Genomic DNA, 23,536 nt, shown 5'->3' with positions numbered 1-23,536 from the left:
AGCGCCCTTATCAGTTGTCCTCGTTCGAGCGGGCGTCCCACGCTGTGAGTACTCCACAAATATGGACGGGCCAAGACGTCATATATATGGCTTGACCAGGTACCGCCGTTCGGGGGTACCCGGCTCATGCCACCTCGACGCGGCAGCCGTGCGAGACGCACGCCGTCCCGGGAGTGACCCGCAGGCGCAGCGCCGCCCCGGTGGCCAGGACCCGTACGGCCGCGTCGTGGGCGGTGACGCGGCGCACCGGGTGTGACCAGGTGAGGTCGACGGTATCGCCCGTGCGCAGGGGGGCGGCGAGGTGGAGGGTGGCGGTGCGTCCGTGGCGGCGCAGGAGGACGGCGGCGGGGGTGGTGACGGTGAGGGGGCCTGCGGTGCCGGCCTGCCAGAAGTTGGCGGCGGTCAGGCCCAGGGAGGGGATGTGCACGGCCTGGCGGTCGCGGGTGTTGGCCAGGACGGTGAGCCAGCGGGGGTCGGCGGCGCGGGCGGCGAGGTCGCGGGGGGCGGCGCCGGGCATCAGGAGGTAGGCGTAGGCGGCGTCGTCGGGGTCGGTGCCGTGCGGGTGCCACAGGGTGAGGTAGCGGCGGGTGACGGGGGTGGGCGAGCCGCCGGCGTTGATGTCGCGCCAGGAGCCGGTGCGGGCCGGGCGCAGCGCCTCGAGGGGGGCGCCGCCGGGGAAGACGTAGCCGCCGTGCCCGGCGAGGTGGGCCCAGTGGGCGCGGGGGAAGGAGCGCGACCAGCCGTCCCGGACGGGCTGGGCCTCGCCGTCCACGGTGAGGACGGCCGTGCCGTCGGCGCCGAGGTTGCGGTTGTCGACGACCGTCTCGACCTCGTGCCCGTCCCGGGCGGTGATCCCGGCGCCGAGGCAGACGAGGGCGTCCGCGGCGCAGAACCATGACTTGCGCGCCTCCAGGGTGGAGCCGAGCCCCTTGAGGTGCTGGCCGACGGCCGCGTACTGCCCGTCGGTGACGCCGCCGACCCAGCGGACGGCGGGTCTGGGGGCGCCCCAGCCGCCGCCCTCGTTGTCGGCGAGCGGGCGGGCGCTGACGGTGGTGCCGGGCAGCCGGTAGGGGTCGACGGTGGGCCAGAAGGAGTCCGTGTACTGGCCGCCGCCCTCCTTGGCGCCCCACCACAGGACCATGCCCGCGCCGGTGTGCCAGCCGCGCGGGTTCTCGCCGTTGCCGTTCTCGTAGTGGGTGATGCGGTCGGAGGCCATGGAGATGTTCGCGGCCCAGCCGGGGCGCCGGTGGACGGCCCGGTCCATGGCGGCGAAGAGCCGGTGGCCGACGGGTTCGGGCGCGGGGGGCAGGGGGCGCTCGTCGACGGCGGCGAGCCGGGCGAGGTCGGCGACCGGGAAGCGGGGGTCGGTGCGCAGCGGGAGAGTGGTGTCCCGGGCGATCCAGCCCTTGATCATCCGGTGCCAGCGGTCCCGTTCCGCCGGGCTCGCGCCCTCGGCGAGCAGGGCGATGGCGGCGATGAGGGCGTGTCCGCGCTGGTGGTCGCTCTGGAGCAGCGCGTGGGGGTCGGCGCTCTGCAGGCCCCGGCTGATGGCGCGGCCCGAGACGCTGTCCATCACCAGGCCGTTGTGGATCAGCGGTGCGTACGCCCGTTCGACGCTGTCGTGGATGATCTGCCGGGCCGGGTCGGTGATCTCCCAGGGTGACCCGCGCAGCAGTGCGAAGAGCCGCCCGAGGCCGTCGAGGAGGACGTAGCCGTACGTCCCGGAGTAGGCGACCGAGGTGTGCTGGAGGAAGGAGCCGTCGGCGTGGAGGCCGTCGCCGCGGGTGACGTAGGGGAAGACCGGCGAGAGGGCGTCGCGGGCCAGGGCGATCTTCGCGGGGGCGGCGCCGAGGACGCCGCGCAGGGCGACGACGCGGCACAGGTCGACGCGGTTGGCTCCGGTGCTGGTGCCGGTGTAGTCGCCGAGCAGGGAGTCGGGGACGAAGTGGTCGACGGCGGCGAGGCAGCGGCCGCGCCGGGCCTCGCCCGCCTCGTCGTGGAGGAGGGCGAGGGTGTCCAGGAGCAGCCGGGGGCTGCCGATCTGCCACTCCCACCAGTTGCCGTAGCGGGTGGTGCCGGGGTGGTAGACGCGCTCGTCGAGGTGGTCGAGCCCGGCGAGGAGGTCGGCCGCGAGGGCGGTGTCGCCGGTGAGGCCGGTGCCGGGCTGGGCGTGGGCCTGGGCCATGGTGTGCAGCCGGGCGTAGCTCTGGGTGATGCCGGCGGGCGGGTCGAAGGGCGCGTCGGGCCAGAGCGAGTCCGGGGCGGGGCGCATGCCCGCGCGGTGGGCGCGGGCGAGGTCGCCGGTGCGGCGCAGGGCGGTGGCGTAGGGGTCGGTGGCGGGGTCGAAGCCGGTGCCGAGGGTGAGGGTGCGCCAGCGTCTTCGTAAGGCGGTGAAGTCGTCCGCGGCGGCGGGGGTGGCGAGGCCGAGGGCTCCTATGGAGCCGGCGGCGGTGAGGAAGGTGCGGCGGGTCCAGTTGGCGGCCACGGCGGTGTTCTCCCCCACCCCGCCCCTTCCCGAAACCGGGGCTCCGCCCCGGACCCCGGTCCTCAAACGCCGGACGGGCTGAGTATTCAGCCCGTCCGGCGATTGAGGACAAGAAACGGTGAAAGGGCGGGGCAGGGGCCCAGTCCGCTCCTCAGCCGCCGAGGCGCGCGAGGTGGGCGACGACTTCGCCCACCCCGTCGGCAGCCGTGCTCAACGCGACATGGTTGTCGGGCCGCACCAGCACCAGGCCGTCCCCCTCCACCCCGTACGCCCGGCCCACGTGGCCCTCGTCGTCAACGATCCCGAATGTGCGGACCCGGTCGCCGTGCGCGGCCTCGGCCTCCGCCAGGGCGGCCGTGCTGCCGGCGCCGAGGCCCAGGAGGGTGAAGTGGGGTCCGGCGAAGAGGTCGAAGAGGCGGGTGGGCCGGCCGGTGGTGGCGTTGCGGCAGGGGGCGTCGGGGGCGCGGTGGCCCGCCTTGGGGCCGCCCCAGGCCAGGCTGCTCCAGGGGTAGCCGACGCCGAGCGTGGTGACGTCGTCGGTGAGGACCGCCTCGGTGCCGACGCCCGGCGCGCGTACGCCCTCGCGGACCGCCCGCATCCGCTCGTCGGTGAGGTTCAGCGTCCAGGCGGCGACGGGCTGCCGCTCGTTCTCGTAGGTGTCCAGCAGGCCCGGGTCCGCCTGGCCGCGCAGGACGAAGGCCAGCTTCCAGCCCAGGTTGAAGGCGTCCTGGATGCCGGTGTTCATGCCGAGCCCGCCGGCGATGGAGTGCACGTGCGCCGCGTCCCCGGCGAGGAAGACGCGCCCCACCCGGAACCGGTCGGCCATGCGGACGTTGACGCGGAAGGTGGAGAACCAGGTGGGGTCGGTCAGCTTCACCCCGGCCAGGCGGGCGTGCCGGTCGAACATCCGCTGGAAGGATTCCAGCGACGGGGGCAGGTTGCGCCCGTGGGCGTCCTGCTCGGGTGCCGCCTGGAGCTGCCAGTGGTCGCTGTCGCGGAACGGGCAGAGCATGATCCCGCCGTCCTCGTCGAACCACTGGTGCCAGTAGGCGGGGTCGAGGCCGTCGGCGCGCACGTCGCCGATGACCATGCACTCCTCGGCCTCGGTCTGGCCGTCGAAGCCGACGCCGAGCGCCTTGCGCACGGGGCTGCGGCCGCCGTCGCAGCCGGCGAGGTAGGCGGCCCGGATGCGCCGGCCGTCGGTGAGGGTGGCGGTCACCCCGTCCTCGTCCTGGTCGAACCCGGCCAGTTCGCCGGCGAGTTCGACCTCGACCCCGTAGGTGGCGAGCTTCTCGCGCAGGATCTCCTCGGTGCGCCACTGCGGGATGATCAGGCCGCTCGCGTACGGGGCGTCGGGGGTGGGGACGCGGTCGCCGAAGGTGACGTCGTCGGCGAGGGCGACGCCGTCGCGGTACTTGCGCAGGGTGATGTGCTCGATGCCCGAGGCCGTGGCGGCCTCGCCCACTCCGAGGTCCTCGAAGAGCTCGCGGCTGCGCTGGTTGAGGCCCTTGCCGCGCGACTCGCGGTGGAACCGCGGGGACTTGTCGATGATCCGTACGGGTACGCCGGCGCGGGCGAGCGAGCAGGCGAGGGTGAGCCCGGTCGGGCCGGCGCCCACGATCAGGACAGCGGTGGTGGTCATGCGTCTTCCTCCGTCGGTCGGTGCAGCCATGAAAGACCGGCCGGGAGAAAAATGCAACCGAGTAACGAAAGATGCTGGGTAAAGATATTCCTGGTAGGGTGGGGGCGTGAACGAGGAGACGGAGACCACCGGGCTGCGCGAGCGCAAGAAGCAGCGCACCCGCCAGGCGCTGTCCGACGCCGCCATCGCGCTCTTCCTGGAGCGCGGCTTCGACCAGGTGTCGGTCGCGGAGGTGGCGGCGGCGGCCGAGGTGTCCAAGCCGACGCTGTTCCGCTACTTCCCCGCCAAGGAGGACCTGGCCCTCCACCGGATCGCCGACCACCAGGGGGAGGCGGCACGCGTCGTCCGCGGCCGGGCGCCCGGGCAGTCGCCACTGGCCGCCCTGCGCGCGCACTTCCACGCCCGGCTCGACGCCCGCGACCCGATCACGGGCCTGTGCGACGTCCCGGCCGTGCTGGCCTTCAGGGACATGCTCTACTCGACGCCGAGCCTGCAGTCCCGGCTGGTCCGCTACGCCGACGAGGACGAACGGGCCCTGGCCGCGGCCCTGTCGGAGACGGGCGGGGCGGACGAGGTGACGGCGCGGCTGGCGGCGGCGCAGATCATCGCCGTCCACCACGTCCTGGCCCACGAGAACTGGCGGCGCCTGGCGGCCGGCCGCATCACCGACGACGTCCTGCGCGCGGCCCACGCCGACGCCGGGCGGGCCTACGACCTGCTCGGCGCCGGGTTCACGGCTCAGGGCCTGTGACTCACTCCTGCGGCTCGACGCCCGCGCGCCGCAGCCCGTAGGCGTAGGCGTCGTCCAGCGCCTGCCAGGACGCGGCGATGACGTTCTCCGCGACGCCGACGGTGGACCACTCGCCGTGCTCGTCGCTGGTGGAGACCAGCACGCGGGTGATGGAGCCGGTGCCCAGGCTGCCCTCCAGGATGCGGACCTTGTAGTCCGTCAGCTTCAGCGAGGCCAGCTGCGGATAGATGCGCTCCAGCGCTTCGCGCAGGGCGCGGTCGAGAGCGTTGACCGGGCCGTTGCCCTCGGCGGTGGAGACGATGCGCTCGCCCTTGGCCCACAGCTTCACGGTCGCCTCGTTGGCGTGGATGCCGTCGGGGCGGTCCTCGACGATCGCCCGCCAGGACTCGATGCGGTAGTAGCGCCGGGCCCGCCCCTCGACCTCCGCGCGGAGCAGCAGCTCGAAGGAGGCGTCGGCGGCCTCGTAGGTATAGCCCGCCAGCTCGCGCTCCTTGACCCGCTCGACGACGCGGCCGATCAGCTCGCGGTCGCCGCCGAGGTCGATGCCCAGCTCCTTGCCCTTGAGCTCGACGGAGGCGCGTCCGGCCATGTCGGAGACGAGCATCCGCATGGTGTTGCCGACCCGCTCCGGGTCGATGTGCTGGTAGAGGTCCGGGTCGACCTTGATCGCGGAGGCGTGCAGCCCGGCCTTGTGGGCGAAGGCGGAGACGCCGACGTAAGGCTGGTGGGTGGCGGGGGTGAGGTTGACGACCTCGGCGATGGCGTGCGAGATGCGGGTCATCTCCGCCAGCTTGCCGGGCGGCAGCACCCGGCGGTCGTACTTGATCTCCAGGGCGGCCACGACCGGGAAGAGGTTGGAGTTGCCCACGCGCTCGCCGTAGCCGTTGGCGGTGCACTGCACGTGCGTGGCGCCCCCGTCCACGGCGGCGAGCGTGTTGGCGACGGCGCACCCGGTGTCGTCCTGGGCGTGGATGCCCAGGCGGGCGCCGGTGTCGGCGAGCACGGTCCGCACGGCGGCCTCGACCTGGGCCGGGAGCATGCCGCCGTTGGTGTCGCACAGGACGACGACGTCGGCGCCGGCTTCGTGGGCGGTGCGCACGACCTGGGTGGCGTAGCCGGGGTTGGCGCGGTAGCCGTCGAAGAAGTGCTCGCAGTCGACGAAGACGCGGCGGCCGTGGGAGCGCAGGTGGGCGACGGTGTCGCGGATCATGGCGAGGTTCTCGTCCAGCGTGGTGCGCAGGGCGAGCTCGACGTGGCGGTCGTGGGACTTGGCCACGAGGGTGACGACCGGGGCCCGGGAGTCGAGCAGCGCGGCGACCTGGGGGTCGTCCTCGGCGCGGACACCGGCCTTGCGGGTGGCGCCGAACGCGACGAGCCGGGCATGCCGGAAGTCGATCTCCTCGCGGGCGCGCTGGAAGAACTCGGTGTCGCGGGGGTTTGCGCCGGGCCAGCCGCCCTCGATGAAGCCCACGCCGAAGTCGTCCAGGTGCCGGGCGATGGTCAGTTTGTCCGCGACGGTGAGGCTGATGCCCTCGCGCTGGGCGCCGTCGCGCAGCGTGGTGTCGAAGACATGGAAACTGTCGTCGAGGCCGCCGTCGGGGCCGTCGGTTGCGTCCGTCATTGCTGCTCTGACTCCTGTGAGGATGTCGGTCTACCGGATTGACCGGTTCCACCGTCCCCCTTAATGATCCCTCGCCCTGCGTCTTCGGCGTGGTGGGCCGGAAAACGCAAAAACCTCTCGCGGGTGCGAGAGGTCTGCGCGCGGGTCTGGGACGACGGTGTCCGCGTCGTACGGGTGGTACGAGGCGGTCACTGCGGACCGGCGCGCCTGTTGCCGATAATCGTGGCGAACGGGAGCATGCGGGCATGTTGGCACACGTCCGGTCCGTGCTGCGCCCGTGTCTCAGGATGCGGGCACTTTGTCCGCCTCGGGGGTGCCCTCGGCGGCGCCGCCGATCCGCTTGAGGTCGATGTCGCGCGTCTCGCGCATCGTGAGGTAGACGACCAGCGACACGGCCGCGCAGCCGGCCACGTACCAGTAGAAGCCCGACTCGATGCCGCCCTTCTTGAACCACAGGGCCACGTACTCCGCCGTCCCGCCGAAGAGGGCGTTGGCGATCGCGTACGGCAGGGCCACGCCCAGCGACCGGATGCCCGTGGGGAACAGCTCGGCCTTCACGCACGCGTTGATCGAGGTATAGCCGGTGACCACCACCAGCGCCAGCAGCGACAGGCCCAGCGCCGGCCAGAACGACCCCGCGCTGCGCAGCATCGTCATGATCGGCACGGTGAGGAAGGTGGAGCCCACCGCGAAGGTGATCAGCAGCGGGCGGCGGCCTATCCGGTCCGAGAGCGCGCCGGCCAGCGGCTGCAGGCAGGCGAAGACGATCAGCGCGCAGAAGCTGACGAGCGTCGCCGTCTGCTTGGGCAGGCCCGCGCTGTTGGAGAGGTACTTCGTCAGGTAGGTGGTGTACGTGTAGTAGGCGACGGTCCCGCCCATGGTCAGCGCGATCACCAGGAACGCCTCGCGCTTGTGCCGCAGCAGGGCCCGGATCGTCCCGCGCTCCGAGGCGTCGGTGTCGCTCTCCTCGTAGGCCTCCGTCTCCAGCATGTTGCGCCGCAGGTAGAAGATGACGGCGGCGCCGAGGGCGCCCACGATGAAGGGGATGCGCCAGCCCCAGCTGTGCAGTTCGTCGCTGGTGAGCGTGCGCTGGAGGATGATCTGGATGCCCAGGCCCAGGATCTGGCCCGCGGTCATCGACACGTACTGGAAGCTGGAGGCGAAGCCGCGCCGGCCCGGTGCCGAGGCCTCGGTGAGATAGGTCGCGCTGGCCGCGTACTCGCCGCCGACCGACAGGCCCTGCAGCAGGCGGGCGACGAGCAGGACGGCGACGCCGCCGTAGCCGGCGACCGCGTAGGTGGGGGCGACGGCGATCAGCACCGCGGACGCCGACATCAGCGTGACCGTCAGGGTGAGCGCCGCCTTGCGGCCCTTGCGGTCACCGACCCGGCCCAGCAGCCAGCCGCCGACCGGCCGCATGAAGAAGCCGACCGCGAAGATGCCGGCGGTGTTCATGAGCTTCGCGGTGTCGTTGCCCTCGGGGAAGAAGGAGCCCGCGAAATAGGTGGCGAAGCTCGCGTAGACGAACCAGTCGAACCACTCGACCATGTTGCCGGCCGAGCCGACCCAGATCTTCTTCCAGTGCTGTCCCATGAGCGATCACGGTGACGGAACAGCCCGGGTTCGGACAAGGGTCCGGCCGGCAACGATCATGCGTACTTGCGTGCGTTGTGGTCGCGGCTCTCAGCCCAGGGGGTGCATCCAGCCGTGGGTGTCCTCGGCCGCGCCGGTCTGGATCTCCAGCAGCGCCTTGCGGAGCTTCATGGTGACCTCGCCGGGCCGGCCGTCGGAGTGGCTCCACTCGCCGCTCTGGCACTTCACATGGCCGACCGGGGTGATCACGGCCGCGGTGCCGCAGGCGAAGACCTCGGTGAGCGTGCCGTTCTCGGTGTCGCGCTGCCACTGCTCGGTGGAGACGCGGCCCTCCTCGGCCGTCAGCCCGAGGTCCCCCGCGACCTTCAGCAGCGAGTCACGGGTGACGCCGGCCAGCAGCGAGCCGGTCAGCTCGGGGGTGACGATCTTGTCCCCGTACACGAAGTACAGGTTCATCCCGCCCATTTCCTCGACCCACTTGTGCTCCAGCGCGTCCAGCCAGACCACCTGGTCGCAGCCCTTCTCGGCCGCCTCGGCCTGGGCGAGCAGCGAGGCCGCGTAGTTGCCGCCGGTCTTGGCGAAGCCCATGCCGCCGGGGACGGCGCGGACGTAGTTCTCGGAGAGCCAGACGGAGACGGGCTTGACGCCGCCGGGGAAGTACGCGCCCGCCGGGGAGGCGATCACGATGAAGAGGTACTCGTTGGCGGGCCGCACGCCCAGCCCGACCTCGGTCGCGATCATGAACGGACGCAGGTAGAGCGACTCCTCGCCACCGTGCGGGGGCACCCACGCCTGGTCCTGGCGGACGAGCACGTCACAGGCCTCGATGAACAGCTCGACCGGCAGCTCCGGCATGGCCAGCCGACGGGCCGACGCCTGGAAGCGCCGGGCGTTGGCGTCGGGCCGGAAGGTGGCGACGGAGCCGTCGGGGCGGCGGTAGGCCTTGAGCCCCTCGAAGATCTCCTGGGCGTAGTGGAGCGTCATGTTCGCCGGGTCGATCGACAGCGGCGCGTACGGAACGAGCTCGCCGTCGTGCCAGCCGCGGCCCTCGGTCCACTTGATCGTCACCATGTGGTCGGTGAAGTGGCGGCCGAAGCCGGGGTTGGCGAGGATCTGCTCGCGCTCCGCGGCGGACAGCGGGTGCGAGGAGGGCTTGAGCTCGATCGTGGGCGTCGTCATGAATGCGTGTCCTTCACCTTGGTGTGTGGCGGACCGCGCTCACATCCGTCCCGAGGGGATCGGGACGTCCGAGCTTCGCCTCATATCGCGGCCCCACGTTCGATTATCGCTCGTGGGGGCCCCGACGGAAAACGTGTGCGCGGCCGGGAATCGATGGTGACATCCGACCGCGCGGTAGCACAGCGGCCGATGTCAGGGGGCTACGGCAGCCACCAGGGCGTCGCCGACCTGGCCCGTGGTGCGGACCGTGTCGCCGCGCGCCGCCATGTCCTCGGCGACGGCGCTCTCCACCCGGGCCGCCTCCGCCTCGTAGCCGAGGTGGCGCAGCAGGAGCGCGACGGACAGGACCGTGGCCGTGGGGTCGGCCTTGCCGGTGCCCGCGATGTCGGGCGCGGAGCCGTGCACCGGCTCGAACATCGAGGGGAAGGCGCGGCCGGGGTTGATGTTGCCGGACGCGGCGAGGCCGATGCCTCCGGTGACGGCGGCGGCGAGGTCGGTGAGGATGTCGCCGAAGAGGTTGTCGGTGACGATCACGTCGAAGCGGCCGGGGTCGGTGACGAAGAAGATCGTCGCGGCGTCGACGTGCAGATAGTCGGTGGTGACCTCGGGGTACTCCTGGCCCACGCGGTCGAAGATGTTCTTCCACAGGTGGCCGGCGTGGACGAGGACGTTGTTCTTGTGGACCAGGGTCAGCTTCCGGCGGGGGCGGGCCTGGGCGCGCTCGTAGGCGTCGCGGACCACGCGCTCCACGCCGTAGGCGGTGTTGACGCTGACCTCGGTGGCGACCTCGGCGGGGGTGCCGGTGCGCATCGAGCCGCCGTTGCCGACGTAGGGGCCCTCGGTGCCCTCGCGGACGACGACGAAGTCGATGTCGGGGCGGCCGGCCAGCGGGCTGGTGGCGGAGGGGAACAGCTTCGACGGGCGCAGGTTGACGTAGTGGTCGAAGGCGAAGCGCAGCTTCAGCAGCAGGCCCCGCTCCAGCACGCCGGAGGGCACGGAGGGGTCGCCGACGGCACCGAGCAGGATCGCGTCGTGCTGCGCCAGGGAGGCGAGCTCGGCGTCCGGCAGGGTTTCGCCGGTGGCGTGCCAGCGTCGGGCGCCGAGGTCGTACTCCCGGGTCTCGAGCTTGACGTCCGAAGGGAGCACGGAGTCGAGGACCTTGAGGCCCTGGGCCACGACTTCGGGGCCGATTCCGTCACCGGGGATCACTGCGAGGCGAATGCTGCGAGACATACCGGGACCGTACTCTTCCGTCCCGCTGTATGACACGCGACGTCCACGATATGGACACAATGCCAGCCGGACAGGCCACATTCACCGGAAGTACGTGTCCGGGCCGCCGCCCCCTGGCACCTTCCCGGCATGGACACCCCACGGGTAGGCATCCCCGGCCGTCTCGCGAGCCGGATGACGATGCCGGAGCAGCACGAGTACTTGCGCGGAAAGTTCACCCGGCGCGGCCTGCTGCGGGCGGGCGCGCTGACGGCCGGAGCCGTCGCGGGCACCGGCCTGCCCCGCCCCGCGGACGCCGGGCAGCGGTCCCCCACCCTGCTCACCGCGCCCGCCACGGCGAAGGTCGACGGCTCGCTCGTCGCGCCGTTCGGGCGGCACCTGGCGTTCGGGGCCGACCCGCGCACACAGATGCGGATCTCCTGGCAGGTGCCGTTCGCGGTCCGGCGCCCGTACGTGCGGGTGGGCCTGAAGCCGTGGGAGCTGAGCGAGCTCGTCCCGGCCGAGGTGCGCGCGCTGAGCACCCCGGCCCTGACCAAGAAGCTCCCGGCGGTCGAGCAGTTCTATCTGCACGCGGCCCTGGACAACCTCGCCCCCGGGCAGACCTACTTCTACGGGGTCGGCCACGACGGCTTCGACCCCGCCGATCCCCGCCGCTTCGCCACCGTGGGGGCGTTCTCGACGGCGCCCGTGCACGCGGAGCCGTTCGTCTTCACGGCCTTCGGCGACCAGGGAGTCGGCTACCACGCCCTCGCCAACGACCAGTTGATCCTGGGTCAGAATCCCGCCTTCCACCTCCACGCGGGCGACCTCTGCTACGCCGACGACAGCGGAGCCGGCAAGCCGGCGGACGTCTACGACGCCCGGGTGTGGGACCAGTTCCTGGCCCAGACCGAGACGGTGGCGGCCCGGGTGCCGTGGATGGTGACCACCGGCAACCACGACATGGAGGCCTGGTACTCCCCCAACGGCTACGGCGGCCAGAGCGCCCGCTGGGCGCTGCCCGACAACGGCTTCGACCCCAGACGGGCACCGGGGGTCTACTCCTTCGCCTACGGCAACGTGGGCGTCGTCGCGCTGGACGCGAACGACGTCTCCTACGAGATCACCGCGAACACCGGCTACAGCGGCGGCCGCCAGACCTCCTGGCTCGACCGGCGGCTGCGGGAGCTGCGCGAGCGGCCGGGCACCGACTTCGTCGTGGTCTTCTTCCACCACTGCGCGTTCTCCACCACGCGCGCGCACGCCTCGGACGGCGGGGTGCGCGACGCGTGGGTACCGCTGTTCGAAAAGCACCGGGTGGACCTCGTCATCAACGGCCACAACCACGTCTACGAGCGCACCGACGCGATCAGGGGCCGGCGGGTGAACCGCACGGTGCCCATCGGCGGCAGCGTCGACTCCGTGCGGGACGGCATCGTGTACGTCACCGCCGGGGGCGCCGGGAAGGCCCTGTACGACTTCGGGGTGACGGACAGCTACGAGGGCCAGGTGAAGGACCTCGACAGCGTCACCAGCTACCACTGGCGCAAGGGCCGGGCCAAGAGCCCGGAGACCGTGGAGTGGTCGCGGGTGCGCTACACCGGCCACTCCTTCCTGGCGGTCGAGGCCGAGCCGGGCCGCCGCCCCCGGCTGAGGGTGACGGCCCTGGCGGAGACCGGGGCGCGGATCGACCACTTCGAGGTGGTGCGCTCCACCGGGTCGTAGGGCCTCGGGCGTCGCCGGCCCCGGTGGGTCAGTGGCCGGTGACGCCGCCGTTGTCGCGGCGGTCGAGCGCGCGCTGGAGCGCGGCGGCGGCGTTGGCCCGGTCGGCCTGGCGCTGGGCGCTGTCGGAGGTACGGGCGATGCGGCGGGTCCTGCGAACGGCGGTTTCGGCCATGGGTCACGTCTCCTCTTGCTGAGTCCTGCCGAGCCCCGAGAAGGTCGGATGGGAAGCCGGAGAAGGGGCGGGGGTCTGGGTGCGGCAGGGATCACCTGCGCCGGCGCACCGGGCCACGACCGCCGTCGCTCGATGGAGCGGAAGGTTCGGCTGTTACCACGCTAGGACAGCCCGGCCGCGCTGTCTGCATGATTACTCGGACTTCCTACTATCTGAGACGGCTCCCCGTCCGGGCGGTCCGGCCGGGCCGTGCGGACGGGTGACGCCCGGGAGCACCCCTCGCTGACCGGCCGCGGGACGCGTGGGCGAGAGTGGCGCCCATGAACGGCCTGTACACACTCCAGCCTCCGCGCCCGGCACGGCTTGGCCGGGAGCCGGGTGAGGCGCGATGAGCCTCCTCGGCACCCTCACCGTCCTGCCCCGGGTCGTCCCCGTGGTCGCGGGCGTCCTCGCCGTGGGCGGCGTGGCCGTCGCGGTGCTGCCCGCGCGCGTACGGACGCGCCGCGCGCTGCGCCGCCGCTGGCTCGCCTGCCTGCCGGCCGCGGCCCTCTTCCTGGGGGCGCTGAGCCTGGGCCCGCTGGGCGCGGCGCTGCTGGCCGTGGCCCTGGGCCTCGTAGCGGTGGGCGCATACGTCCGGACGACCGGCCTGGGGCGGGGCGAGCACACGGCGCTCGCCGCCGCGGCCGTGGTGCTGCCGGTCGTGGCCTGGGCGGGGCCGCGCGCCTTCGGCCTGCCGCTGTTCGGCCTCCTCTTCCTGGCCGCGGTGGCGCCGGCGCTCTTCTCCGGCGACCGGGCCCGCAGCGGCGAGCGGGCGGCCCGCGCCGTCTTCGCGATGCTGTGGATCCCGGTGGCGCTGACGGGCCTGGTGATGCTGCAGGGCACCGCGGTGGCCGTCGGGCTGGCCGTGGCCTTCGGTGAGCTCGGTGGCCGGTGCGGCGGCCTGCTGCTGTCCCGTCTGGGCGGCACCCTGGCCCGTCCGCTCGCGGCCCACTCCCCCGCCAGGACCTGGGGCGGCGTCATCGGCGCCGGCATGGCCGTGGCGGCGGCCCTGGGCACGGCCGGCGCGTTCACGGAGGGGATGTGGGTCGTGGTGCTGTGCGGCGTCGTGATGGGCGGTCTGCTCGGCTCCGCGGTCACGCGCGGGGCGGGCGCCAGGGACGCGGGCGCCCGGCTGCCGCTCCTCGGCGGCGTCCTCGACCGCATGGGCTCCCTGCTGCTGACCCTGCTGCTCACGATGGCGGCGACCCTGTGACGCCCCACCACGCACACCGCCCCCGCCCGGCTGGTGAGCCGGGCGGGGGCGGGGTTCGACACGGGGCGGGTCAGCCCATGTGCGGGTAGCCGTACTCGGTCGGCGGGACCAGGGTCTCCTTGATGGAGCGGGCCGAGGTCCAGCGCATCAGGTTCGACGCGGCGCCGGCCTTGTCGTTCGTACCCGAGGCGCGGCCGCCGCCGAAGGGCTGCTGGCCCACGACGGCACCGGTCGACTTGTCGTTGATGTAGAAGTTGCCCGCGGCGAAGCGCAGCTTCTCCATCGCGTCGGCGACGGCGTAGCGGTCCTGGCCGATGACCGAGCCGGTCAGCGCGTACGCCGAGACGGACTCCATCTGGGCCAGCATCGCGTCGAAGTCGGCGTCCTCGTAGACGTGGACGGCCAGGATCGGGCCGAAGTACTCGGTCGTGAAGACCTCGTTCTCCGGGTCCGTGCACTCGATGACGGTCGGGCGCACGAAGTAGCCGACCGAGTCGTCGTAGCTGCCGCCCGCGACGATCGTGCAGGTCGGGTCGGACTTGGCACGGTCGATGGCCGCCTTGTTCTTGGCGAACGAGCGGTCGTCGATGACGGCGCCGATGAAGTTCGACAGGTCGCTGACGTCACCCATGGTGATGCCGTCGACCTCGGCCGCGAACTCCTCCTTGAAGCCGTCCTCCCAGATGGAGCGGGGGATGTAGGCGCGGGAGGAGGCCGAGCACTTCTGGCCCTGGAACTCGAAGGAGCCGCGGGTCAGCGCGGTCTTCAGGATGGCGCGGTCGGCGCTGGGGTGGGCGACGACGAAGTCCTTGCCGCCGGTCTCGCCGACCAGGCGCGGGTAGGACTTGTACTTCTCGATGTTGTTGCCGACCGTCTTCCACAGGTACTGGAAGGTCTTGGTCGAGCCGGTGAAGTGGATGCCCGCGAGCTCCGGGTGGTTCAGCGCCACCTCGGAGACGGCGATGCCGTCGCCGGTCACCAGGTTGATGACGCCCTTGGGCAGGCCGGCCTCCTCCAGGAGCTGCATGAGCAGCACGGCGGAGTGGGTCTGCGTGGGGGACGGCTTCCAGACGACCACGTTGCCCATGAGGGCCGGGGCGGTCGGCAGGTTGCCGGCGATGGCGGTGAAGTTGAACGGCGTGATCGCGTAGACGAAGCCCTCGAGCGGGCGGTGGTCGGTGCGGTTCCACACGCCGGCGGAGTTGGCGACCGGCTGCTCGGCGAGGATCTGGCGCGCGAAGTGCACGTTGAATCGCCAGAAGTCGACGAGCTCGCAGGGCGTGTCGATCTCGGCCTGCTGGGCGGTCTTGGACTGGCCCAGCATGGTGGAGGCGGCCAGCGTCTCGCGCCAGGGGCCGGACAGCAGCTCGGCGGCGCGCAGGATGATCGCGGCGCGGTCGTCGAAGGACATCGCGCGCCACGCCGGGGCGGCGGCCAGCGCGGCGTCGATCGCGTCCTGCGCGTCCTGCTCCGTGGCGTGGTGGAAGGTGCCGAGGACGGCGGCGTGGTTGTGCGGCTGGACGACCTTGAACGGCTCGCCGCCGCCCATCCGCTTCTCGCCGTTGATCGTCATCGGCAGGTCGATCGGGTTGGCCGCCAGCTCCTTGAGCTTGGCCTCGAGGCGGGCACGCTCGGCGGAGCCGGGGGCGTAGCTGTGCACCGGCTCGTTGACCGGCGCGGGGACCTGGGTTACGGCGTCCATGAGGTTCCGTGTCTCCTTCGGGGCTTTTGACGGGGGTCTGGGGGCTCAGCCCTTGGTGAGGATGGAGCGGGCGAAGAACAGCAGGTTCGCCGGCTTCTCGGCGAGGCGGCGCATGAAGTAGCCGTACCAGTCGGTTCCGTACGCCGTGTAGACGCGCATCCGGTGGCCGTCGGCCGCCAGGCGGACGTGCTCGTCGCTGCGGATGCCGTAGAGCATCTGGAACTCGTACTCGTCCAGTTTGCGCCCTGCCTGCCGGGCCAGCTCCTGGGTGATGGCGATCAGACGCGGGTCGTGCGATCCGATCATCGGGTAGCCCAGGCCACCCATGAGGATCTTGACGATGCGAACGAACGCCTTGTCGATCTCGGCCTTGTCCTGGTACGCGACGGAGGCCGGCTCCTTGTACGCACCCTTCACGATACGCACCCGGCTGCCGGCGGCGGCGAGGCGGCGGGCGTCCTCCTCGGTGCGGAAGAGGTAGGCCTGGATGACGCAGCCGGTCTGCGGGAAGTCCTTCCGCAGCTCCTCGTGGATGGCGAACATCGAGTCGAGGGTCGTGTGGTCCTCGGCGTCGAGGGTGACCGTGGTGCCGATGGCGGCGGCGGCCTCGACGACCGGGCGGACGTTGGCGAGCGCCAGCTCGTGGCCGCCCTCCAGGGCCTGGCCGAACATGGAGAGCTTGACCGACATCTCGGCCCGCTCGCCCAGGCCCAGCTCCTTCAGGCGCCCGATGAGCTCGAGGTAGGCGTCGCGGGCGGCGTAGGACTGCTCGACCGTGGTGATGTCCTCGCCCACGACGTCCAGGGTGACCTCGAGGCCCTTGGCGGCCGAGTCCTCCACGATCGGAATGACCTGGTCGACCGTCTCACCGGCGATGAAGCGGTCGACGACCTGCTTGGTGCCCGGTGCGGCCGACACGAAGCGGCGCATTTTGTCGCTGCGCGACGCGGCGAGAATCACGGGACCCAGCACGGGCACCTCCACGGTGACGGCCGCTCCCACCTGGGGAGACGGCATAAGTAACTCAACGTGAAAGGTAGGGTTCGCGCCACCGCGCGACCATCGACAGCTGTCACGCATTCGTGGTCGGCATCTCAGACAGATGTATGACAATGAGGGCCGACGGCGACAGAAGGGAGCACGGCGCGCATGCGTGGCGAGTATCAGCAGCTCGTGGACGAGATCTCGGCGGCGCTCGGCGCTCCCGCGACGCTGGAGGACCGGGACTTCGTCCTCATCGCGTTCGGCGCCCACGAGGGCGACGAGGACCTCGACCTGATGATGGACCCGGTGCGGACCCGCTCGATCCTGCAGCGGCGCTCGACGGCGGCGGTGCGGGCGTGGTTCGAGGCGTTCGGCATCGCGGGGGCCCAGGCGCCGCTGCGGATCCCGCCGGACCCGGCGGCCGGGGTGTTCAGGGGCCGGATCTGTCTGCCGGTGCGCTACCGCGGGGTGGTGCACGGCTACGTCTGGCTGCTGGACGACGGTCATCTGGCGGGGCTGGACCTGAGCGTGCCGTTCGCCGACCCGCGGCTGGCGCAGGCGATGGAGAGCGCCGCCCGGATCGGGGCGCTGCTGGCGGCCGAGGCCCGGGCCGGTGCCGAGCTGGGCGAGCTGCTGCGGGAGCTGCTGACGGCCCGCCCGGCCGGCCGCGAGGTGGCGCGCGGTGCGCTGCGCGAGGCCCTGGGCTCGGCGGCGGACGGCCCGCTGGCGCTGGTCGCGGTCGCGCCGTGGCGGGCGGTGGGCGAGGACGGCGAGGCGGACCAGCCGGGTCCGGACGCCGGGGGCTCGGCGCTGGCCGCCCAGTCGGGGGTGGCCGCGATGTGCGCGGTGCCGGCGGCGCTGCCGGACGGCTCGGCGGCGCTGGCCGCCCTGATCCGGCTGCGCGCGGTCTCCTCCCCCGCCCCGGCCATGGCGGCGGCCGACCGGCTGCTGCGCTCGCCGCGGGCGGGTCGGCCGGAGGTCGCGCCGGCCCTGGCCGCGGCCGGCATCGGCACGCCCCGCAAGGGGCTGGCGGAGCTGCCGGACGCCTGGGCGGAGGCCCTGGCGGCGGCCCGGGCCGCGGGGGCGGAGCGCAGGCTGGGGCCGGTGGCCGAGTGGGCGGGGATCGGCCCGTACCGGGTGCTGACGGGGCTGACGGCGGAGCGCACGGCGGACCCGGCGGTGCTGCCGCTGCTGGCGCCGGCCCACACCGAGCTGGCCCGCACGGCCGAGGTCTATCTCGACTGCGCGGGCCAGGCGGGCCGCGCGGCGGCGGCCCTCGGCATCCACCGGCAGACCCTCTACTACCGCCTGGGCCGCGTGGAACAGCTCACGGGCCTCGACATGGACGACGGCGAGGACCGTCTGCTGCTGCACATGACGCTCAAGGCGGCCCGGCTGCGGCAGCCCTAGCCCTGCTCCTCGACGGTGACGGCCCGGACCGGACAGCCGCGGACCGCCTCCTTGACGAGCGGGTCGCCGGCGCCGTCCTCGCGGCCGGGCCGCACGGTGCCGAAGCCGTCGTCGTCCTGGTCGAAGACTCCCGGCGCGGTCAGGGCGCACATGCCCGAGCCGATGCAGAGGTCGGAGTCGATACTGACGCGCATGCGGTACTCCGTTTCCCCGGTCACCAGGTGACCGGCAGTGCGTAGAGGCCCTGCAGGGTGTCGCCGGGCTTGATGGGCACCTCGTCAGGAGCAACGGCGAGGCGCAGGGTGGGGATACGGGCGAAGAGGGTGGTGAGGGCGATCTCCATCTCCGCGCGGGCCAGGTTCTGGCCGAGGCACTGGTGGACGCCGTAGCCGAAGGCGACGTGGTGCCGGGCGGAGCGCTGGACGTCGAGGGCGTCGGGGCGTTCGTAGGTGGTGGCGTCGCGGTTGATGACGGAGGTGGGCAGCAGGACGCCGTCGCCCGCGCGGATGGTGTGGCCGGCGAGGTCGATGTCCTCGGTGGCGACGCGGACCATGCCGTCGGCGATGGACAGATAGCGCAGCAGCTCCTCGACGGCACCGGGCATCAGCGTGGGATCGGCGCGCAACGCGGCCAGCTGTTCGGGGTGTTCGAGGAGGGTGTACGTGCCGAGGGCGATCATGTTCGCGGTGGTCTCGTGGCCGGCGACCAGCAGTATCAGGGCCATCATGACGAGTTCGTCGCGGTCGAGCCGGCCCGCGGCGAGCCGTTCGGCGATGAACTCGTCGAGGAGGCCGTCGCCGGGGGTGGCGGCCGGGTCCTGTTTGGCGTCGACGAGGCGGTGGAGGTACGCGCGCAGCTCCTCGCGCGCGGCCCCGGACTCCGCGGCGGTGGGCGAGGCGAGCAGCGCGCGGGAGCGGGCCTCGAAGAAGTCGTGGTCGGCGTAGGGGACGCCGAGGAGGTGGCAGATGACCATCGACGGGACGGGCAGGGCGAAGGCGGAGACGAGTTCGGCCCGGTCGCCGCCCGCGAGCATGGCGTCGATGCGGCCGTCCACGATCTCCTGCACGTGCGGGCGCATGGCGGCGACGCGCTTGAGGCTGAAGCTCGGGATCAGCATGCGACGCTGGCGGGCGTGTTCGGGGTCGTCGAAGCCCAGGAGCGGGATGGCGACCCTGGCCTGGTCCGCCGCGCGCGGCACGATCACGGGGAAGGAAGGATTCTTCCGGTCGGAGGAGAGCCGTGGGTCGGCCAGCAGGGCGCGGGCCTCGGCGTGTCCGGTCACGGCCCACACCTCGCGGCCGTCGAAGAGCGTCATGCGGCCCACCGGTCCGCGCGCCGCGAGCTCGGGATAGCCGGCGGGCGGGTGGTACGGACAGCTGCGGTCCTGGGGGAAGGCGGGCGCCGACGGCGCGCCGGAGTGGGTGCCGGTCCCTGTCATGAGAAACCTCCCAGACATATGTACTGGTGTCCTCGGGCAACCAGTACAGCGGATACATCCCGGTTACGTCCAGTACGCCCCGTCAGACCGCCGTCGCGCAACGCTATTTCGGTGGCGTCCCCAGAACAGTTCCGTCCACCGCCCGGCGCATCCCCTCGACGACGTCCCGGCCCGTGGGCGTTCCCGCCGGGTCGATGAGCCACTGCACCCACAGCCCGGTGAACAGGGAGTAGTACACATAGCCGGCGGTGCGCGCCGCCCCGTCCGGGACCTCGGTGTCGTCGACGCCCTCGAAGACGGCGACCAGCCCCTCCCTCCCCTGGGGCAGCATCGAGGCGAACCGCTCCCTGAGTTCGGGGTGGTTGCCCAGCTGCCCGATCACCTCCAGCTGGGCGGCCCAGAACCGGCGGTCCTGCTCGAAGCTCGCGATGACACCGTCGATGACGGCCGCGAGGTGCTCCTCGCGGGAGGCGCCGGGCTCGGCGACCTCGGCCAGGGCCCGGGTCATCCCCTCGCCCCAGTCCTCGGTCAGCTTGAGGAACGCCTCCATCATCAGGGCGTCCTTCGAGCCGTAGTGGTAGCCGATCGAGGCGAGGTTGGCACCGGAGGCGGCCACGATGTCGCGCGCGGTCGTGCGCACCCACCCCTTGTCGAGCAGGCAGCGCTTGGCGCCGTCGAGCAGATCTTCGCGATGTCCCATGCCGGGCAGCCTAACGCGGCCCCATACACCCGTTTCAGACGCACGTCTTATACAAGCGTTCTAGACAAGCGTTTAAGACATCCGTATATTCCTCGGCATGACGAACTCCAGCGCAGCTCTCGCCGGACGCAAGGAGTGGACGGCCTTCGTCGTCCTCCTGCTGCCCCTCCTTCTGGTCTCCATGGACGTCTCCGTCCTCTTCTACGCGGTCCCGGTCATCAGCGAGGAGCTCGCCGTCACCGGCACCCAGCAGCTGTGGATCTTCGACGTCTACGCCTTCGCGCTCGCCGGGCTGCTGATCACGATGGGCTCGCTGGGCGACCGGATAGGCCGCCGCAAGCTGCTGCTGTTCGGGGCCGCGGCCTTCGGCGCGGCGTCCGTGGCGGCCGCCTACGCGCAGAACGCCGAGATGCTCATCGCGGCCCGCGCGGTGCTGGGCATCGGCGGCGCCACCCTGATGCCGTCGACGATGGCCCTGGTGCGCAGCCTGTTCCGCGACGAGAAGGAGCGCAGCAAGGCGGTCGGTATCTGGTCGGGGGCCATGGCGGGCGGCATCGCGCTGGGCTCCGTGGTGGGCGGCGTGCTGCTGGAGCACTTCTGGTGGGGCTCGGTCTTCCTGATCAACGTGCCCGCGATGGTGCTGCTGCTGGTGCTCGTGCCCGTCCTCGTGCCGGAGCACAAGGACCCGGAGCCCGGCGCGTTCGACCTGGTGAGCGTGCCGCTGTCGATGGGCGCGGTGCTGCCCGTGATCTACGGGCTGAAGGAGATCGCGGCCGACGGGTTCAGCCTGCCGATGGCCGCGTGCGTCGCCGCGGGCCTGGCCGTCGGGTACGTCTTCGTCCGCCGTCAGCGCACCCGCCGCGACGCGATGATCAGCCGCGAGCTGTTCCGGCACCGCGTCTTCGGCGCCGGCATCGCCCTCAACACCCTCGCCTCGATCGGCATGATGGGCTCCGCCTACTTCACCACGCAGTACCTGCAGAGCGTGCTGGGCAAGAGCCCGCTGGAGGCCGCCCTGTGGGGCCTGGTCCCCTCGCTGGCGGTGGCCGCGGTGGCCCCGGTCGCGACGACGGCCGCCCAGAAGGCGCACCGGGCCCACGTCATCGCCGCCGGCTTCCTCGTCGGCGCCCTCGGCTACGGCGTGCTGGCCCTGGCGGACACCGCCTCACTGGCCACGGCCCTGACCGGCTCCGCCCTCATCGCCGTCGGCATCGTCACCGTCATGGCGCCCGCCTCGGACATGGCGCTGACCACGGCCCCGGACGAGAAGGCGGGGACGGCCGCCTCGCTGCTGGAGACGGGGCAGGAGTTCGGCAACGCCCTGGGCATGGCGGTGTTCGGCTGCGTCGGCACGGCCGTCTACCGCCACGACCTGGACGGCTCGCTGCCGGCGGGCCTGCCGCACGACGCGCTGGGCGCGGTCCGCGAGACGCTCGGCGGTGCGGTCGGGACAGCGGCCCGACTGCCGGGCAGCACGGGCGAATCGGTGCTCGGCGCGGCCCGCGAGGCCTTCACGCACGGCATGACCGTCGCCTCCCTCGGCGGGGCCGTCCTCCTGGCCCTCGCGGCACTCGCCGCCGCGACATTCCTGCGGAGCACCGCCCCCGGCGAGGCCGGGGCGGCCCCGGCCGACGCCGCCGCCCGCAAGGAGTACGCCGGCACCCCGAGCCGCTGAGCGCACGCGCGTGCCACGCAACGCGACGGGCCCGGCCGCCCCCCGTGAGGGGACGGCCGGGCCCGGGCGCGTCGCGCGTCCGTCAGTCCGTGAGATTCACCGCGCGGGCCGACGCCGCGCCGATCTCCCCGGCGATCTCCGCGAGCACCGGTGCCGGAATCGACTCGTCGACCGTCAGCGCGACCAGCGCCTCGCCGCCCTCCGTCGCCCGCGCCACCTGCATGCCGGCGATGTTGATGCCCGCCTCGCCGAGGATGCGGCCCACCGTGCCGACCACGCCCGGCCGGTCCTCGTACCGCAGGAACGCCATGTGGTCGGCCATCGCCAGGTCCACGTCGTGCTCGCCCACCGCGACGATCTTCTGCAGGTTCTTCGGGCCGGCCAGCGTGCCCGAGATGGACACCTCGTCGCCGCCGGAGAGGGTGCCGCGCACGGTCACCACGTTGCGGTGGTCCGGGGACTCGGAGCCCGTGGTCAGCCGCACCTCGACGCCGCGCTCCTGCGCGAACAGCGGGGCGTTGACGTAGGAGACCGTCTCGTCGACGACGTCCTCGAACACACCCTTGAGCGCGGACAGTTCGAGCACCTTCACGTCGTGCTGGGTGATCTCGCCGTAGACCTCGACGTCCAGGCGCACCGCGACCTCGCCCGCGAGCGCGGTGAAGATCCGGCCGAGCTTCTCGGCGAGCGGCAGCCCCGGCTTGACGTCCTCGGCGATGACGCCGCCCTGGACGTTGACCGCGTCCGGCACCAGCTCGCCGGCGAGCGCCAGCCGCACGGACTTGGCGACCGCGATGCCCGCCTTCTCCTGGGCCTCGCCCGTGGACGCGCCCAGGTGCGGGGTGGCGACCACGTTGTCGAACTCGAACAGCGGGGAGTCGGTGCACGGCTCGGAGGCGTAGACGTCCAGGCCCGCGGCGGCGACCCGGCCCTCCTTCAGCGCGGTGGCCAGGGCCGCCTCGTCGACGATCCCGCCGCGCGCGGCGTTGACGATGCGGACCGACGGCTTGACCTTGTGCAGCGCGTCGTCGCCGATGAGCCCGAGCGTCTCGGGGGTCTTCGGCAGGTGGACGGTGATGAAGTCCGCAATCTCCAGCAGCTCGTCCAGGGACAGCAGCTTCACGCCCATCTGGGCGGCCCGCGCGGGCTGTACGTACGGGTCGTAGGCGACGACCTTCATGCCGAACGCGGACATCCGCTGGGCGACGAGGACGCCGATGCGGCCGAGCCCGACGACGCCGAGGACCTTCTCGGAGAGCTCGACGCCGGTGTACTTCGACCGCTTCCACTCGCCGTTCTTCAGCGCGGAGTTGGCCTGCGGGATGTTGCGGGCGGTGGCGATGAGGAGGCCGCACGCCAGCTCGGCGGCGGTGACGATGTTGGACGTCGGGGCGTTGACGACCATCACGCCGGCCTTCGTGGCGGCGGAGACGTCGACGTTGTCCAGGCCGACCCCGGCGCGGGCGACGACCCGCAGCTTCTTCGCGGCGGCGACCGCCTCGGCGTCGATCTTGGTGGCGGAGCGCACGAGGATCGCGTCGACGTCGGCGACGGCGGGCAGCAGCTCGGCACGGTCCGCGCCGTTGCAGTGCCGGATCTCGAAGTCCGGACCCAGTGCCTCGACCGTGGCGGGCGAGAGCTCTTCGGCGATGAGTACGACGGGTTTACGAGACGAAGCAGGGCTCACGTGGTCTCAGTCCTCACTAGTCCTTCGCGGACGGCCGTCCCGACGGCCGAAGGCGGTGAAGGGGGCAGCCGCGTGGAAGACGCACGACGCTGTGAGCCTGACGCGTTTGTGCTCCGCAGTGTATCGGGGGAAGCGGCCCGGGCCTGCGCCGATATGGAAACGTCACCCGTCGGAGGAGGGGCACCGCGCAGAACATCGCGCACGGTGGACCGGCCCCGGGCGCCGGGGGGGGCCCGCGGGCCCCCCCCCCCCCCCCGGGCCCCCGCCCCCCCCCCCCAGGCGAGCCAACTCAAAAGCCTTAGCAGCGT

At 72.5% G+C, this 23,536-nt stretch carries 18 protein-coding genes; 5 read left to right on the top strand and 13 right to left on the bottom strand.

Translation table 11 applies throughout. The annotated features are described in order from the left end of the window. Positions 1-124 precede the first annotated feature (124 nt). Both ACIGXW_RS11980 and ACIGXW_RS11975 read right to left on the bottom strand, forming a co-directional pair. Positions 125-2,503: a polysaccharide lyase 8 family protein gene (locus ACIGXW_RS11980; RefSeq protein WP_399572333.1), complete on the bottom strand. Its 2,379-nt coding sequence runs from the start codon at positions 2,501-2,503 to the stop codon at positions 125-127. 133 nt (positions 2,504-2,636) lie between these two features. Beyond that, positions 2,637-4,127 carry an FAD-dependent monooxygenase gene (locus ACIGXW_RS11975; protein ID WP_399572331.1) on the bottom strand — a complete coding sequence of 497 codons (1,491 nt, stop codon included), beginning with the start codon at positions 4,125-4,127 and terminating at the stop codon, positions 2,637-2,639. A 106-nt stretch (positions 4,128-4,233) separates the two neighbouring features. Between ACIGXW_RS11975 and ACIGXW_RS11970 the strand changes: the two genes are divergently transcribed. Continuing rightward, positions 4,234-4,878: a TetR family transcriptional regulator gene (locus ACIGXW_RS11970; protein WP_071961892.1), complete on the top strand. Its 645-nt coding sequence runs from the start codon at positions 4,234-4,236 to the stop codon at positions 4,876-4,878. 1 nt (position 4,879) lies between these two features. Here the strand turns inward: ACIGXW_RS11970 and cimA are convergent, their stop codons facing one another. From cimA to ACIGXW_RS11950, 4 genes are all read right to left on the bottom strand, one after another. Continuing rightward, positions 4,880-6,499, bottom strand: coding sequence for a citramalate synthase (gene cimA / locus ACIGXW_RS11965; protein ID WP_399572329.1), 1,620 nt, complete (start codon positions 6,497-6,499; stop codon positions 4,880-4,882). A 282-nt stretch (positions 6,500-6,781) separates the two neighbouring features. Next, complete coding sequence (locus ACIGXW_RS11960) at positions 6,782-8,092, bottom strand: MFS transporter (RefSeq protein ID WP_071961890.1); 1,311 nt, start codon at positions 8,090-8,092, stop codon at positions 6,782-6,784. Between the two features lie 90 nt (positions 8,093-8,182). Next, positions 8,183-9,271, bottom strand: a complete 1,089-nt coding sequence (locus ACIGXW_RS11955; RefSeq protein ID WP_399572327.1) for a branched-chain amino acid aminotransferase — start codon at positions 9,269-9,271, stop codon at positions 8,183-8,185. A gap of 192 nt (positions 9,272-9,463) precedes the next feature. Continuing rightward, a complete protein-coding gene (locus tag ACIGXW_RS11950) occupies positions 9,464-10,504 on the bottom strand; it encodes a 3-isopropylmalate dehydrogenase (RefSeq protein ID WP_399572325.1) in 1,041 nt (346 codons plus the stop codon). A gap of 129 nt (positions 10,505-10,633) precedes the next feature. Here ACIGXW_RS11950 and ACIGXW_RS11945 point away from each other — a divergent pair, with 129 nt between their 5' ends. After that, on the top strand, positions 10,634-12,208 hold the full coding sequence (locus ACIGXW_RS11945; RefSeq protein WP_399572323.1) for a purple acid phosphatase family protein: 1,575 nt from the start codon (positions 10,634-10,636) through the stop codon (positions 12,206-12,208). Between the two features lie 28 nt (positions 12,209-12,236). Here ACIGXW_RS11945 and ACIGXW_RS11940 read toward each other — a convergent pair whose 3' ends face one another. Further along, a complete protein-coding gene (locus ACIGXW_RS11940) occupies positions 12,237-12,380 on the bottom strand; it encodes a hypothetical protein (protein ID WP_104531542.1) in 144 nt (47 codons plus the stop codon). Positions 12,381-12,768: 388 nt separating this feature from the next. Between ACIGXW_RS11940 and ACIGXW_RS11935 the strand changes: the two genes are divergently transcribed. Next, on the top strand, positions 12,769-13,632 hold the full coding sequence (locus ACIGXW_RS11935; RefSeq protein WP_399572321.1) for a phosphatidate cytidylyltransferase: 864 nt from the start codon (positions 12,769-12,771) through the stop codon (positions 13,630-13,632). A 70-nt stretch (positions 13,633-13,702) separates the two neighbouring features. On the opposite strand, the gene pruA is transcribed toward ACIGXW_RS11935, so the two are convergent. Both pruA and ACIGXW_RS11925 read right to left on the bottom strand, forming a co-directional pair. Further along, positions 13,703-15,334 carry an L-glutamate gamma-semialdehyde dehydrogenase gene (gene pruA, locus ACIGXW_RS11930; RefSeq protein ID WP_399572319.1) on the bottom strand — a complete coding sequence of 544 codons (1,632 nt, stop codon included), beginning with the start codon at positions 15,332-15,334 and terminating at the stop codon, positions 13,703-13,705. A 45-nt stretch (positions 15,335-15,379) separates the two neighbouring features. Next, on the bottom strand, positions 15,380-16,306 hold the full coding sequence (locus tag ACIGXW_RS11925) for a proline dehydrogenase family protein (RefSeq protein ID WP_071961899.1): 927 nt from the start codon (positions 16,304-16,306) through the stop codon (positions 15,380-15,382). Positions 16,307-16,483: 177 nt separating this feature from the next. Between ACIGXW_RS11925 and ACIGXW_RS11920 the strand changes: the two genes are divergently transcribed. Next, complete coding sequence (locus ACIGXW_RS11920) at positions 16,484-17,728, top strand: PucR family transcriptional regulator (RefSeq protein WP_399572317.1); 1,245 nt, start codon at positions 16,484-16,486, stop codon at positions 17,726-17,728. On the opposite strand, the gene ACIGXW_RS11915 is transcribed toward ACIGXW_RS11920, so the two are convergent. The 3 genes from ACIGXW_RS11915 to ACIGXW_RS11905 all read right to left on the bottom strand — a co-directional run bounded on the left by ACIGXW_RS11915 (position 17,725) and on the right by ACIGXW_RS11905 (position 19,866). Next, entirely contained in the window at positions 17,725-17,922 is a 198-nt protein-coding gene (locus tag ACIGXW_RS11915) for a ferredoxin (RefSeq protein WP_399572315.1), read from the bottom strand. The genes ACIGXW_RS11920 and ACIGXW_RS11915 overlap by 4 nt on opposite strands. Positions 17,923-17,942: 20 nt before the next feature. Continuing rightward, on the bottom strand, positions 17,943-19,166 hold the full coding sequence (locus tag ACIGXW_RS11910) for a cytochrome P450 (RefSeq protein ID WP_399572313.1): 1,224 nt from the start codon (positions 19,164-19,166) through the stop codon (positions 17,943-17,945). A gap of 103 nt (positions 19,167-19,269) precedes the next feature. Continuing rightward, a complete protein-coding gene (locus tag ACIGXW_RS11905) occupies positions 19,270-19,866 on the bottom strand; it encodes a TetR/AcrR family transcriptional regulator (RefSeq protein WP_399572310.1) in 597 nt (198 codons plus the stop codon). Positions 19,867-19,963: 97 nt separating this feature from the next. Between ACIGXW_RS11905 and ACIGXW_RS11900 the strand changes: the two genes are divergently transcribed. Then, a complete protein-coding gene (locus ACIGXW_RS11900) occupies positions 19,964-21,541 on the top strand; it encodes an MFS transporter (RefSeq protein WP_399572308.1) in 1,578 nt (525 codons plus the stop codon). 82 nt (positions 21,542-21,623) lie between these two features. Here the strand turns inward: ACIGXW_RS11900 and serA are convergent, their stop codons facing one another. Continuing rightward, positions 21,624-23,228 carry a phosphoglycerate dehydrogenase gene (gene serA, locus ACIGXW_RS11895; protein ID WP_399572306.1) on the bottom strand — a complete coding sequence of 535 codons (1,605 nt, stop codon included), beginning with the start codon at positions 23,226-23,228 and terminating at the stop codon, positions 21,624-21,626. Positions 23,229-23,536 lie beyond the last annotated feature (308 nt).

Origin of the sequence: Streptomyces sp. NPDC053079 (assembly GCF_044546695.1) — a bacterium.
Taxonomy (GTDB): Bacteria; Actinomycetota; Actinomycetes; order Streptomycetales; family Streptomycetaceae; genus Streptomyces.
Note: the sequence above shows the minus strand (reverse complement) of the source record. Positions and strands in the feature narration are given on the sequence as shown.

Coding starts and splice junctions, on each gene's coding strand:
- pruA (WP_399572319.1), bottom strand. CDS start 15,334: ATGGACGCCGTAACCCAGGTCCCCGCGCCGGTCAACGAGCCGGTGCAC.
- ACIGXW_RS11975 (WP_399572331.1), bottom strand. CDS start 4,127: ATGACCACCACCGCTGTCCTGATCGTGGGCGCCGGCCCGACCGGGCTC.
- ACIGXW_RS11955 (WP_399572327.1), bottom strand. CDS start 9,271: ATGACGACGCCCACGATCGAGCTCAAGCCCTCCTCGCACCCGCTGTCC.
- ACIGXW_RS11900 (WP_399572308.1), top strand. CDS start 19,964: ATGACGAACTCCAGCGCAGCTCTCGCCGGACGCAAGGAGTGGACGGCC.
- ACIGXW_RS11935 (WP_399572321.1), top strand. CDS start 12,769: ATGAGCCTCCTCGGCACCCTCACCGTCCTGCCCCGGGTCGTCCCCGTG.
- ACIGXW_RS11915 (WP_399572315.1), bottom strand. CDS start 17,922: ATGCGCGTCAGTATCGACTCCGACCTCTGCATCGGCTCGGGCATGTGC.
- ACIGXW_RS11960 (WP_071961890.1), bottom strand. CDS start 8,092: ATGGGACAGCACTGGAAGAAGATCTGGGTCGGCTCGGCCGGCAACATG.
- ACIGXW_RS11945 (WP_399572323.1), top strand. CDS start 10,634: ATGGACACCCCACGGGTAGGCATCCCCGGCCGTCTCGCGAGCCGGATG.
- ACIGXW_RS11940 (WP_104531542.1), bottom strand. CDS start 12,380: ATGGCCGAAACCGCCGTTCGCAGGACCCGCCGCATCGCCCGTACCTCC.
- ACIGXW_RS11920 (WP_399572317.1), top strand. CDS start 16,484: ATGCGTGGCGAGTATCAGCAGCTCGTGGACGAGATCTCGGCGGCGCTC.
- ACIGXW_RS11950 (WP_399572325.1), bottom strand. CDS start 10,504: ATGTCTCGCAGCATTCGCCTCGCAGTGATCCCCGGTGACGGAATCGGC.
- cimA (WP_399572329.1), bottom strand. CDS start 6,499: ATGACGGACGCAACCGACGGCCCCGACGGCGGCCTCGACGACAGTTTC.
- ACIGXW_RS11905 (WP_399572310.1), bottom strand. CDS start 19,866: ATGGGACATCGCGAAGATCTGCTCGACGGCGCCAAGCGCTGCCTGCTC.
- ACIGXW_RS11910 (WP_399572313.1), bottom strand. CDS start 19,166: ATGACAGGGACCGGCACCCACTCCGGCGCGCCGTCGGCGCCCGCCTTC.